Origin of the sequence: Paraburkholderia sp. BL27I4N3 (assembly GCF_003386115.1) — a bacterium.
Classification (GTDB): domain Bacteria; phylum Pseudomonadota; class Gammaproteobacteria; order Burkholderiales; family Burkholderiaceae; genus Paraburkholderia.
Genome location: NZ_QREJ01000001.1, coordinates 2,577,881 through 2,590,468 on the forward strand (window position 1 = coordinate 2,577,881; position 12,588 = coordinate 2,590,468).

Annotated in this window: 8 protein-coding genes and 3 pseudogenes; 2 read left to right on the plus strand and 9 right to left on the minus strand. The window is 61.0% G+C overall.

Annotated elements, in window-relative coordinates:
• Positions 1 to 285 precede the first annotated feature (285 nt).
• Positions 286 to 690: a glycoside hydrolase family 15 protein gene (locus tag B0G71_RS11850; RefSeq protein WP_116141950.1), complete on the minus strand. Its 405-nt coding sequence runs from the start codon at positions 688 to 690 to the stop codon at positions 286 to 288.
• Positions 662 to 3,943 (minus strand): adenylate/guanylate cyclase domain-containing protein, encoded by a 3,282-nt coding sequence (locus tag B0G71_RS11855; protein ID WP_116141952.1) that lies wholly within the window; start codon positions 3,941 to 3,943, stop codon positions 662 to 664. Before B0G71_RS11855 ends, B0G71_RS11850 begins: the two co-directional genes overlap by 29 nt.
• Before the next feature lie 189 nt (positions 3,944 to 4,132).
• Here B0G71_RS11855 and B0G71_RS11860 point away from each other — a divergent pair, with 189 nt between their 5' ends.
• Complete coding sequence (locus B0G71_RS11860; protein WP_258875558.1) at positions 4,133 to 6,364, plus strand: SulP family inorganic anion transporter; 2,232 nt, start codon at positions 4,133 to 4,135, stop codon at positions 6,362 to 6,364.
• Between the two features lie 169 nt (positions 6,365 to 6,533).
• Here B0G71_RS11860 and B0G71_RS41950 read toward each other — a convergent pair.
• From B0G71_RS41950 to B0G71_RS11885, 5 genes and pseudogenes are all read right to left on the minus strand, one after another.
• A pseudogene (locus B0G71_RS41950) lies at positions 6,534 to 6,808 on the minus strand (integrase); the annotation flags it as partial.
• 158 nt (positions 6,809 to 6,966) lie between these two features.
• Positions 6,967 to 8,376, minus strand: a complete 1,410-nt coding sequence (locus tag B0G71_RS11870; RefSeq protein WP_241974583.1) for an adenylate/guanylate cyclase domain-containing protein — start codon at positions 8,374 to 8,376, stop codon at positions 6,967 to 6,969.
• A 556-nt stretch (positions 8,377 to 8,932) separates the two neighbouring features.
• Positions 8,933 to 9,010 (minus strand): annotated as a pseudogene (locus tag B0G71_RS41955) (integrase); the annotation flags it as partial.
• 153 nt (positions 9,011 to 9,163) lie between these two features.
• Positions 9,164 to 10,471 (minus strand): MFS transporter, encoded by a 1,308-nt coding sequence (locus B0G71_RS11880; RefSeq protein WP_116141958.1) that lies wholly within the window; start codon positions 10,469 to 10,471, stop codon positions 9,164 to 9,166.
• Positions 10,472 to 10,776: 305 nt separating this feature from the next.
• A complete protein-coding gene (locus B0G71_RS11885; protein WP_116141960.1) occupies positions 10,777 to 11,520 on the minus strand; it encodes a GntR family transcriptional regulator in 744 nt (247 codons plus the stop codon).
• Between the two features lie 142 nt (positions 11,521 to 11,662).
• On the opposite strand from B0G71_RS11885, the pseudogene B0G71_RS41960 reads away from it, so the two are divergent.
• A pseudogene (locus B0G71_RS41960) lies at positions 11,663 to 11,821 on the plus strand (MFS transporter); the annotation flags it as partial.
• Here B0G71_RS41960 and B0G71_RS11895 read toward each other — a convergent pair.
• Together B0G71_RS11895 and B0G71_RS11900 are read right to left on the minus strand one after the other, a co-directional pair.
• The gene (locus tag B0G71_RS11895; RefSeq protein WP_116148524.1) at positions 11,781 to 11,963 is read right to left on the minus strand and encodes a hypothetical protein; all 183 of its coding nucleotides are present in this window, start codon (positions 11,961 to 11,963) and stop codon (positions 11,781 to 11,783) included. The pseudogene B0G71_RS41960 and the gene B0G71_RS11895 sit on opposite strands and share 41 nt — an antisense overlap.
• A 33-nt stretch (positions 11,964 to 11,996) precedes the next feature.
• Positions 11,997 to 12,398 (minus strand): hypothetical protein, encoded by a 402-nt coding sequence (locus B0G71_RS11900; protein WP_116141962.1) that lies wholly within the window; start codon positions 12,396 to 12,398, stop codon positions 11,997 to 11,999.
• Positions 12,399 to 12,588: the final 190 nt, after the last annotated feature.

Below are 12,588 nucleotides of genomic sequence, written 5' to 3' on the forward strand. Positions count from 1 at the left end.
GGATTGCCAACATGCACCATAGGCAGCGTCTCCCCGAACGGCAGTTGCTGGATGGCCGTCCAGCGGGCCACCCGCAGCGAGCCACGCCAGTTCGACGAACTAGGCATCAGATTATCGACGATCTGCAAGGTATCACGCGAGGAAAGCTCGTTTAAACGCGATGCCGAAAGAATCTCACGCACCTCTCGGTAGGCTATAGAAGTATCGTGGTCCCGCTTGAGCACAAATTCATCGACGTCAATCAGTGAGGCCGGAGCGCACACATGGTCATGCCGAGCAAGATACTCATACACGCGGCATCACCACGCGCGCGCTGCAGTAAGCGTAAAGGAGTAACGGCAATGCCTGTGGCGGCCAGCTTTGTGCATACGACGTTTCCAGAAGATGACATACGGGCCGCCCCACCTCTTCGTGACAGCCGGCGTTGAGCAACGCGGTCATCGTGAAACTCGCATCGCGCAGCCGGCAGTAACGGTAGTCCCCGTTCATCTCGCCGCCGGAAGCTTCGGGCAACGAGGTAGTCGGCGCGGCAACGAGCGCACCGCTGCGTCGATGAATCAGCGCCTTCAACGTGGTCACGACTGTCGCCACCAACCGGGAAATGAGCACCTCCGGAAACACCCGCGACCCAATGCGAGCGGGATTGACCTCGTGTACCTCGTCACCTGAACTCACAGTGCGACAGCGCATCGTCTATTGCGGGAAGAGAGTGCAGCGCTCCAAGCCTTCGTGCTTCTTTTTTCAGGCGCAGAAGTTCGTCGTGCGATGCCGCGACCTGGTTTCCCTGCCCGCAGGCGAGTAGCGCGCGCGCCCGTGCGACGACGAATGCGGAAAACGGCGACGGCTCGCGACGGGCGTACGCCTCAAGGGCCGCAGCATGTGCTGCAGCCGCGTCCCACCATCCGCGCTCGAGACAGGCTTCGATCGCGTCACGTCGAAACAGATAGTGATTGTGGCTCACCGCCCCGGCGGCAAGCAGAGCCTCGCCCTCCTCGATAGCCTGCTTGAAGATGGTGACATCGTCGGTCGCGCGCGCGAGCGTGCCCAGATACGACGCGCCGAGGTAGGCCATGCCCGTCTCGCGGCTGATCGCCAGCGCCTGTGCGATATCGTCGAGCGCCTCCTGCCGGCGCCCGGCGACCCGATGCAGTTCCGCGCGAAACGCAAGCGCCTCGCCTTCAAAGCGCCTCGATTTCAGTTCGCGCGCACAGTTCAGCGCCGAACCGGCATGCTCCCACGCGCGCTCCCACTGCGCGAGATCGTGCAGGCAATGCCACGCGGCATGATGAGAGACGGCCAGCGCCCGCAGATGCCCGACCTTTTCCGCCGCCGCCACGCTTGCCAGGGCCGCGTCGAGCGCGGTGCTCGCCTTGCCGGCAAACCACGCGGTAATCGCGCGCATTGGCAGATTGGCGACCTCTATTCGTCCGAAGCCGTGGCGCTGACACAGCTCGATGCAAAGGCTAAATGCGTCATGTGCACTGATCATCCGTCCACGCATGTACTCACCGTCGCCAAGCCCGCCGAGCGCGGCCGCCTCCTGTTCGTAGTCGCACGCCTCGCGCGCGAGCGCAAGGCTGCGTTCATGCTCTCGCACGCAGCTGTCGCTGTCGCCGCGCGGAAAACAGAGATTGCCGCGCAGAAAGTGAATGCGTGCCTGTTCGCGCGAGAGCCGCTCGGCTGCGGCCACTGCGGCCGCGCAGTCGAGATCGGTCCACGCGCCGTCGAGATCGTCGATGACCCGCTTCACCGTAGCGCGTCCAATCCATGCGTGACAACGTTCAGCATCGGTCGTCGCCGCCGTGAGCGCCGTTTCGAACGCACCGAGTGCCGACGTCATGGCGCCGATGTCATGCAGGATGTTGCCGCGGAGCAATTCGAGTGCGACGCGGTCGGCACAGGTATCCGCTAATGCAAGCCCGCGTTCGACAAGCTGAAGCGCAAATTCATGGCGATAGCCGGCCGCCTGCGAGCGCGCCGCGTCGCAATAAGCACGAGCCGCGTCACGATCGCCTGCCCGATCGAGATGTTCAGCGCGCAGTACGGTATCGCGCTGCGCAAACCACTGCGCGGCGCGCCGATGTAACTCGCGGCGTTGGCTCTTCAGCAATCCATCATAGATGGCGTCGCGAATGAGCGCGTGATGGAAGACGAGTCCGCTGCCCTGTCGACGCAGCAGGCGCGCCGTCACCATCGGTTCAAACGTCACATCCGTGCGTTCGAGAATGTGGCTGATGGCCTGCGGCTCGAAGAATTGGCCAAACACCGACGCCGCACGCAAGACGGTCTTGTCGACGGGATCGAGTCCATCCAGCCGCGCTTGCACCAAACTTTGCACCGAACCTGGCACGCCCGTTTCTGCCGTTTTATCTGTGCTGCTGAGCAGTTGTTCGAGAAAGAGCGGATTACCCGCGGCCCGCTTGATGCAGCGCGCCACCACCTCGGTTGCACAGGAAAACGACTCGGCCATCAGGCGGGAGTCGCCGTTGTTCAAAGGGCCCAGATCGAATAGCGAGCACGGCGCGTTCGCCGCTGCGCCCGATGACGAGTCGAGCGGATCGCCTTGCGGTCGCGTTGTCAGGACCAGCACGGCCGCGCAATCCGCCGCTGCCAAGCTGAGTTCGACGAGGTCCTGCAGCGTCGATGGGTCCGCCCAATGAATGTCTTCAACGACGAGCAATCGAGGCTGCACGCGGCTCGCGCGTTGCACGAGTCTGGCCATCACGTCCTGCCGGCCTCGAACGCGCATCGCGTTGTTCATGGCTTCGTAGACCGCCCGGTGTTCGGGCGGCTGCGGCACCTCGATCAGATCGTTGAGGAAAAGCGCATCGCCGGCGTCCGCCAAACCGTCGGCGATGGCTCGCGTCATGGCGGACTTGGCGGCTTCCTCATGGCTCGCGTCGTCGAACGCCAGGAGCCCACGCATAAGTGATCGGATCGCGTCGCGACCGGCTCTTGAACCGAAGTCGAGCACGAACGCCGTGTGACACACGAAGCCTAGTCCGTTTGCCTCGCGCTGAAATTCCTCGACCAGACGCGTCTTTCCGATACCAGGCTCACCCCGCAGACGAACGACGCAGCCGCGTCTCGTCTCCCGGCATGATTCGAGGATCGCCCGAAAATGGCGCAGTTCGTCGCGACGGCCAAAGAGTGGTCGACTGGCAGACGGACGTCGAAAGCCGGTGAGACGCCACACGGGAACGGGCTCGGCGAAGCCTTTCACGGCAAGTGCGCCGCGGGCTTCGCACGCGATGCGGTCAGCCAGCGGGCGCCACAAAGTTTCCGAGACCAGGATTTCGCCCGGTCCGGCCGCGTCGGTCAGACGCGACGCGAGGTTGACTGTTTCGCCCGTCACGGTGTACTCGCGATGCGCCGCGCTGCCCGTGTCGCTTGCGACGACCTGGCCGACCGCAATACCGATGTGACTGGAGAGCGGGCGCACCAGCGTTCGAGACAGATTCGGCATCGCGTCGATGATCGCGAGTGCGGCCCGCGCTGCGCGCTCCCGATCGTTTCCGTACGAACGCGGCGCGCCGAACACCGCCATGACGCAATCGCCGACATGCTTGTCGATGTGCCCGCCATGGCGAACGACGATGTCATCCACCTGCTCGAAATAGCCGCCGAGCACAACGAGCAATTCTTCCGGATCGAGCGCCCGGCTGAGATCCGTATAGCCGCAGATGTCGGCGAAGAGCACTGCGACTTGCCTGCGCTCGTCCGCTCGCGCGACAGGCTGGTCGACAGAAGCCTGTACCGTGGACGACGGTTTCTCCGCTATCGCAGTCAGCAGCCGCTTGCGATGCCCTAGCGAGCGCACGCCGAGCTCCTTCAGGTCCGCATCGCTGAGCTCGCGCAGCGTCGCGCCATCGATGTCGTTGTCGGCAAATACCTGCATGTACTGCTCGAGCCCGAGCTCGCGCAGCCACAGTTCGATGTCCATCGCGTCACCGCCGGAACCTGTTTCCCGTTGAGCGCTTAAGAAATACGACGGCGCTCGCCTGTTTCAGTGTAGGCGTTGCGCGCACCGACGGGTGTATGAAGGCCGTTTGACACGCGCAAGGACGACGGCGGATACTGGGTCGCGCGGCGCGCTGGCATGTCTCGGCGCCGCGCGTTGCGGGAGAGCGCCGTGAAGGAAGGTGCCACAGGTTCTGCGTCCGGGTCTGCGTCGGAATTCGCGTCGAACGTCACCGGGCTGCTCGGCGACCTGGCGGCGGGCGCCGTCTCGACGCTCGTCATGCTCTGCTACGCAATGAGCCTGGGCACGCTGGTCTTCAGCGCGGACCTCGCGCGCTATGCCCAACTCGGCGTGCCTACAGCGCTCGTCAGTTGTATCGTCACTGCGCTCGTGATCGCGCTGACCAGTTCGATGCGTCTGAATATCGCCGGGCCGGACAGTAACGCGACGGCGTTTCTCGCGGGTGTAGCGGCGGGCGTCGCCAGCAGCGCACGCGCCGACGGCGGCTCGCCACCAACCATTCTGCTGACCGTACTGATTTCGATCGCGCTGTGTTCGGTGCTGACGGGCATTGTGCTGTTCTCAATCGGTTCGTCGAAGCGCAGCCGTTCATTGCAGTTCCTGCCGTACCCCGTGGTCGGAGGGTTTCTCGCCGGCACGGGTTATCTGCTGCTCGCGGGCGCGTTTCGCGTGCTGACGGGCGCGTCGCCTCAATGGCATAGCCTCGGGCTGCTAGCGCATCTGCACTGGCTCGCATGGACACCCGCGCTCTTCATCGGCGTGCTCACAACCGCGCTTACGCGCGGCTGGCAGCACATTGCCGCACTGCCGATCGTACTCCTGTGCGGAATCGCGCTGTTCTATTTGCTGCTGCATCTCGCCGGACTGTCGCTCGACGATGCGCGCAACATGGGCCTGCTACTGCCGCGTGTGAAACTGCAATTATTCCCCGATCTCCATATCCCTGCGCCGCTCGCGCGCGGCGTGATCGACTGGGCCGCGATCGGCGCACATCTGCCTGAGACGCTCGTCGTGACATCTGCATCGGCGATCACGATCCTGATGAACTCGACGGCCATCGGCGCGGTAACGGGCGAAGACATCGACCTGAACCGCGAAATGCGCGCGGCGGGACTCGCAAACATCGCGAGCGGATTGCTGGGCGGCATGGTCGGCTATCAGTCGTACAATCGCTCGATGCTCAACGCGCGCGCCGGCGCGACGAGCCGGATGGCGGGCGTGTTCGCAGCGATCGCATGCCTCGTTGCGCTCGCTGCGTCACCCGATCTGGTCGCGCTGTTTCCCGTGCCCGTGCTGGTCGGGCTGCAACTCTTCATGGGATTGCGCCTGATGCTGCAATGGCTGGTTGGCGCGTATGCGCGGCTGAACTGGTATGAGTACGCGCTCGTGCCGGGCATACTCGCCGTAGTCGCGTTTTATGGCGTCGTTGCGGGTGTGATTGCGGGCGTGATCGCCGCGTGCGTGATGTTCGCGCTGCTGTATGGACGCGTCAGTTGCGTGCGAATGGAATTCGATGCTACTACGCGTACCTCGACAGTCGAGCGCAGTATCGAAAACGCCGCGCGTCTGCGCGAAGTCGGCGCGCAGCTATTCGGCGTGTGCCTGCAAGGCTTCCTGTTCTTCGGCACCGCCAACTCGATCCTGCAACGCGTGCGCGAACGCCTCGAAGTACTCGACGCATTGCCCGTGCGCTATGTCGTACTCGATTTCGCGTCCACCAATGGCATGGACGCGTCGGTATCGATTGCATTCGTGAAGCTGCGGCAACTCTGCGCAACGTCGGGTGCGGATCTCGTGCTGACCGCGTTGCCCGTACGCTCGCGCAATCTGCTCGTGAAGACAGGGACGCTGCACTTACGGATACGCGAGTTCCCAACGCTCGATGCCGGTCTCGAATGGATCGAAGATCAACTGCTCGCATCCGATGCAGACACGGATCGCTCCGGCGAGCACGATTTTTATGCGACGCTCGCGCCGCACTTCACGCCGTGCGCGCTGGAGAAGCTGTGTGCATGTCTCGAAGCGTGCGATCTCGATGCCGGGCAGCCGCTGTTCTCGTGTGGCGAGCCGGGCGATGCGATTTATATCGTCGAGCGCGGACGCGTCGCCGTTTCGTTGCCGCTGCTCGATGGCCGGCCGGTGCGGCTGCGCTCGTTCGGTCCGGGCACGATCGTCGGCGAAATGGCCGTGTACACCCAGACGGCGCGAAGCGCCGACGTGATCGCCGAAGCGCCGACACGCGTTCACCGTCTGTCGGTGCCCGCGCTTCTCACGCTCGAACGCGATGACCCGGTCACCGCGCAGCAGTTTCATCGCTTTCTGATCAAGACGATCGCGTCGCGACTCGCAGTCGCCGATGAAGCACTGCGCGCTGCCTGGTGATCGACGCATGAAACGAGCCCTGCCGCCGCGTGCGCGGCCTCGCCACCCACGCCCGCATACTGCGGCATCGCGCCCGATGCGGGATGATCGATGCCCATCGGATCGTGCTTTTTCATCTTGCTGCCCTAAGGCATGCACCGGCTCGAAAAGGTGATGGTCGGCGGGTTTTTTTCAGTCCTCGCGCAAAATCCACCCCGCGATACTCCACCGAGTCTGCTCCGTAATTTCGAACTGCACCCGCCGTTGAGTTTTCTGCTGCAAGGACGTCGCACGCGAGACCACGTGGTCTCCTATGCAGATGTCCTGCACTCGCAGCCGCGTCAGGTCGCACGTGTGAAGCCAGCTATCAACCGCCAGGCTGAACAGTGCCAACTCACGAACATTGGACGACATCTGAAGTCTCGTCCGAATCGCCCAGATTTCGCGGAGCTCCAATGGGGTGCGCAGCCACACGGCCGATGGCTATGCGCCAAGCCGGCAGATTGTGCTCTGCACGTATTCAATCCCTTGGGACCATTTCGTGACTTCACGCACAGTTGCTCGACTCAATGACGTTCTTCCCGTCTTCCAACTCAGTGGCGAGACCAATGCGGTGATCGTCATCACCCGGACGCGATGCGATATGCGCTTGCCCTGCCTTGGACGCCGCGAAGTGGAGTTTCGAATTCGACGACAGTGCGGCCAGCAAGAAGGTCGCGGACGCCAGGTGAGCTATAGAGCGCTTCCGAGATGCAAATCTCTCCGGCCTCAGCGAGAGACTGCACGCGCGCGGCGACGTTGACGGTCTGGCCGAAATAATCGAGATTGTCGTTCAGCGTCACTGCTAACGATGGCCCGCAATGCGCCCCGATCTTCAGAATGATCGCCGGTTCTCCACGCTCGCGATTGAAGCGTCCGATTTCATCGACAATCCTTAACGACGCGGAAACAGCGTCCGTTGGTCGACAGAAGACGACCATCACAGCATCCCCAATCGTCTTTACGATCGCGCCGGAATACCGTTGTGCGACCACCTCGAGCAATGCGAAATGCTGTCTGACTAGCCCGTACGCATTCAGATCGCCGAGGCGTTCGTACATGGCCGTCGAACCCTTGAGATCGGTGAAAACAAATGTCACTTGCCGGATCCCGAGCCCCTCCTTCTCGTCGACGCGTTCCGAGCGGAACAGGCGCCGGAAGGTTTGTCGCGCCACTAGCGTCCCCCCGGAGAGATACGGTTCGAATTCGAGCGGCGGCTTGATGACTTGGGCGACAACCTCAGGAGGCCAATTGATCAGGAGCAGAGACCCGCGCTTGCTTCCCGTATTCCTCACCTCAACGACTACAGGGCCGGGCGGCACAACGGAGAGCGCCGGGGCAAACCGCTGCCCGTCATATCCCACCTGCAACAGCGTCGGCGACGTGACCGGTTCGCCGGCAATCGCAACCACGAGAGCGGCCTGTGTTTCGACATTCACGCCCGACAAGGCGCCGGGGCCAAGGTCCGCCTGCAGAGTCGTTGTCGAGCCTGGCGGCAGAAACGTCAGGCCGCGCACCAGACCCCGTAAAAAGTCGAGAAACCGAACTTGTTGGCCAGCGAAACGACCGTCACCGTTAAATCGTAGCTTCCAATGGAAATCATCCACGGAAAGCGACTCGGGATCGTGGAAGGTCAGCCTCCGGAGTTCGGGAGATATAGAAAAGGTGACTTCGATGAAATCGTCCAGGTCGGTTTCGCCCGTAACGTCGCATAGTCCACAGACATAGTGGGTCTTGAGCGTGCGCAACGATCCGAAGCTATTGAGGACCATTCCTGACTGCGGACAAAGAACGTTCCAGTTCATCCCGAACAGTCCGTATCGCGCCGCATGAAGAAAGAGGTCGATGCACTCACCCTCGCCTATGCCGCGATCACGCGCAAACGCCAGCGGGTTGACCCGGTAAACCGACAGATCGTCGCCGCTCCTGATCAGAGTCTCGAGCTTGGAAATGACACGCGGACTCCATGACCTCGCCTGCTCGATCTCGATCATTTTGCGCTCGAGAAACTGATCGTCAATGTGCATCGTCGTGGCCGAGTCAGCGGCAAACAGTCAGACACGATCTCCGTGTCCGTCGCCTGATTTCCGGAATACTTCCAGAGCGTTATTTCTCCTGCATCCCTTCACCTTGCCTACTTCCTGCGCGAATCGGTATAGCGCGAACAGCGACGAATTCAGTTCATGATCGGCCACCTCTTCCTGGCATCTCTACCTGAAGTCGATCCCTTGGACGGCTTTTGCGAGTATACCGCCAACTGACGCATCGCAATCTACGTGCTTGCACTTGGTTTTTGAATTGCAATATTCGTCAGGCCATTTGCGGAACCCCGGCAGCGTGCCCTGTTACGCCGGCTACCATCCGAGGGTATCGAGGGACAAAAACAAGGCGGCCGCGCTGCACATCAAACTGACGTAGAGCAGTGGAGTTAGCTATCCGGCGAGTTGGGGCGCGAACCGGTCGCTCGAATGACCACTTTGAGTGCACTGTGAGCGGCAGACGTTGGCTGGACAGCGCCCGATGCAGACCACCGTCCGGAGGTACCTCGGTTCAAACTTCAGTCTGCTGTGCCATCTCGAGCGCATCGTCGACCTCGATGCCAAGGTACCGCACTGTGCTTTCAAATTTGAGCCTCGCTACGGAACTGCCTCCAGCCAGCCCGGATGGCTTTAACCGTTCGCGATGTTGAACCGCACTCAGCCTGCAACCAGCACGAAAAGTGCGGCTCGAAGAAGTGCACGTTGCATCTGTGCAAAGAGCTCAGGCGTGTCAGCGCTCTCGTCAAAGCGGAACCGTCGACGATGCAAGCGCCGCCTTGCGATGCCCACCGACTGTCCACGCAATCGCGGTCCCGATTGCGAGAGCTAACAGGCATGCAGTCGGAACAAGCATGGGTGCGACATGGCTATGACTAACTTTGCCGACGTACGGCATCAGGTTCTGTGCGAAAAACCCGCCGAGATTGCCGATGCAGTTGATGGCGGCGACACTTGCCGCGGCTCGAGCGCCGGAAAAGAAGCGCGGGGGAAGCGACCAGAAACAAGGGTACAGCAGAGGAATACAGGCGCCACCCACACACAGGGCGATGAAGCGCAACGAGACGGTCGGCAATACGAGGCTGGAGGCAAAACATACAACGCCGATGCCTGCGACCACGACCATTGCTTTTAACACCACCTGTTCACGTTTGAGCTTCCCGGGAAGCCAAAGGAGAAGAAGTGTCGCGAGTGCCCACGGAATCATGTTGAGCAGGCCGTTGACGCTCGACGAAACGCCCCAGCTCTTGACCAGCGTAGGCAACCAGTACGTCACACCGTACAGCGACGTCGACATCAGCATGTAGGTTGCTGCGAACATGAGAACCTTCGGGTCAAGCAATGCCGCCCATGGCCGGGACTCCTTTGCTTCCGCGGACGCTTCGCGCACAAGCGCTGCGACCACAATGTCCTTCTCATCCTGAGAAAGGAAGTTCGCTTCCTTGACGGAGCTCGGGAGATATCTAAGTGCTACGAAGGCAATCAGTATTGCCGGAAGACCGGTGGCAAGGAAGACCCATTGCCAACCCGCCAGTCCCAGTGTTCCGCCCAAGGAAAGGAGCAGCCCTCCGACCAGCGCGCCAAGCATGTTTGCCAGCGAACTACCAAGGGTAAAAAGGCCAAGCACACGTGTCCGGTAGCTTTGAGGAAACCACTGCGTCAGGTAGTAAATGACGCCTGGATAGAACCCCGCTTCAGCAACGCCAAGTGCAAACCGGAACGAATAAAAAACTGGCAGGGACCGTGTGAATGCCATTAGCACTGTAACGATGCCCCACGTAATCATGATGCGAGCGAGCCACGTCCGGGCCCCGAAACGATGAAGCGCCAGTGTGCTGGGCACCTCGAACAGGAGGTAGCCAATGAAAAACAGCGACGCTCCAAGGCCATACGCGGCTTCCGTCATGCCGAGTGCCTGAACCATTTCCAGTTTCGCGAAGCCGACGTTCTGCCGGTCGATGAATGCGATGAGAAACATGACAATCAGCAGCGGCATCAGCCGCCATGCCATTTTCTTCATTACCTGCTGCTCACGTGTTACGGACGTAGACATGTTCGTTCCGGTTCCATGCCCGCTGCCGCTCGACTGGCGTTTCGAAAACCGTCAGTCTGACGAAAACAGGCAGATTGATATAGTCATATATATGTTTGTATGTTTGAGGTCGGGCTGCAATGAGGTATAACCCGGACGAGCGCACGCAAGCGAGCTGCGGCCGCAACTGGCGGCCATTGACGTATTCGGCGAACGAGGTGTAGAGCCTGAAAGTCGCGGAAAAATGCGACTTGCCGGGTGACAGAAAGTCAGTTCGCGTTGTCGGTCCCTTTGACGGCACCGAACGCGGCGAGGGAGTCGCGTTGTCAGCGAATATCGACCTGATACTGGAACGCTGCAGCAGCACCACGCGTGGTGCGCCATTCAATAGGCGTCCCGGCGAAATCGGATGCCACACGGTGCACAAGGATTACCGGGCTGCCAACGTCGATATGCAAGAGCGCTGCATCAGCGTCCGTCGCCTGTTCGACGTTCAGGATCTCGGTTGCGGATGCGACGATTTGGCGGCAAAGCCGCTCGTAAAGCGGATAAAGCAAATCCTCGAAGCGACCAAGGGGCAGCGTCGCCAGCGCTTCGAAACGGCTTCGAGGTAGCCATATTTCTTCCGACAAAACGGGTTGTCCGTCAATCAGTCGTACCCGTGAGAGATGAACAGCCTTCTCCGTCGCCTTCATCCGCAAGGTCGAGCGAACCGTCTCGTTTGGCTTGACGACGTCGCGGCTGAGCACCTTCGCCGTCGGTCGGACCGGCTTCCCGTCAGCTGACTTGAATCGGAAGAAGCGGAACAACGACGAATCAAAGCGCGGGCGCCGCACAAACGTCCCCTTTCCCTGGGTGCGGGTGAGCACTCCGTCGGCTACCAGCAAATCAATGGCTTTCCGAAGTGTGCCGGTCGAAACGTTATAAAACAGGCTGAGTTCCGCCTCTGTGTCGATTGCCTTTTCCGGCGCCCACTCGCCCTCCGCGATGCGGCGCACCAGGTCATCGCGTAGCTGCTGGTAGCGCGGCAAACGACCGTCTGGCTTGGCCGAGAACGACTGCATATCCATGATTCATATAGTTGTTCACAGGAGTAGTCACTGTACAACATCTGCAGGGACAAGGGTAAATCCCCAATGACTTCTTCGTCGAGGCGCTTAAACTAAACATACAGTCATATACATGAATATATGAATTTATCTGGAGTCGGCGATGTTCACCTGGTACAAGCAAGGCACACCTGTCGAACGCAGCACCTTCTGGGGATGTTTTGCGGGTTGGGGCCTCGATGCTCTCGATGTGCAGATGTTTACCCTGGCAATCCCCGCAATCATTGCAGCGTACGGCATCGACCACACGCAGGCGGGGGCTCGGGCTCGGGGTGAACGGCAATTGGATCGCTCGCAGGAAAGGTCTCTTCGAGCGCTTCGTCCAGTTGCTCGTCCGGGGTCATCGGCGCTTCCTGCGCCCCGGCTTTCGACTTCGGGATGTCGACGCGACTTTCCTTTGTCATGTTGATCTCCATAAGAGAACCAGCGGCATTTCGCTATTGCAGCGGCGTTGTCTGCATGCAATCACGGTTATTGCAGGCGGAGATCGCCACCTTCCTACTCAGATCGAAAATCGCGGCATCGACGGCATCGAAATCGACGTCACCGGTCTGCCGGGTAGCGCGAGAGACCATCGCCTGCGTGAAGCAGGAGAGGCTCGACACCACAGGTCCCGCGCGCTCGACTGGCACTGCGTCGAACAAGCTGCTCGCGAAGGTCGGTCCTGAGTTGGACCCTTCCGTCTTACAAGCGACCTGGATCTTAGACGCAGCGCAGAGGGCTAGGTCGAGTGTTTTGCCTTCGGCGCACAGCGATCTTATCTGTGGGCAATTCACATAGACGAGCCCTGACAGGACGACCGCTGCGAGCGCCGCTATAGTGGTGCTTCCTGCTTTCATGCCGCCTCCACCGGACGCGCCGTACGGGATTGGAGCCGGTGACCAACGGATTCGAAGTCCGTTGCTCTACCTCCGGAACTCACGGTAGAGTCGAGATGTGGCGCGGTAGCGGTAGGCTCGGTTTGTCTGTTACCGCCGCTTTCGTCTGGCGGTGCCCCAATAACCTCGCCGTAACCCCGTTTCCACATCC

What these genes read in the sequence shown, in the direction of transcription:
- B0G71_RS11885 (WP_116141960.1), bottom strand. Translation starts at nt 11,520, where the DNA reads ATGGATATGCAGTCGTTCTCGGCCAAGCCAGACGGTCGTTTGCCGCGC.
- B0G71_RS11900 (WP_116141962.1), bottom strand. Translation starts at nt 12,398, where the DNA reads ATGAAAGCAGGAAGCACCACTATAGCGGCGCTCGCAGCGGTCGTCCTG.
- B0G71_RS11850 (WP_116141950.1), bottom strand. Translation starts at nt 690, where the DNA reads ATGCGCTGTCGCACTGTGAGTTCAGGTGACGAGGTACACGAGGTCAAT.
- B0G71_RS11880 (WP_116141958.1), bottom strand. Translation starts at nt 10,471, where the DNA reads ATGTCTACGTCCGTAACACGTGAGCAGCAGGTAATGAAGAAAATGGCA.
- B0G71_RS11895 (WP_116148524.1), bottom strand. Translation starts at nt 11,963, where the DNA reads ATGACAAAGGAAAGTCGCGTCGACATCCCGAAGTCGAAAGCCGGGGCG.
- B0G71_RS11855 (WP_116141952.1), bottom strand. Translation starts at nt 3,943, where the DNA reads ATGGACATCGAACTGTGGCTGCGCGAGCTCGGGCTCGAGCAGTACATG.
- B0G71_RS11870 (WP_241974583.1), bottom strand. Translation starts at nt 8,376, where the DNA reads ATGATCGAGATCGAGCAGGCGAGGTCATGGAGTCCGCGTGTCATTTCC.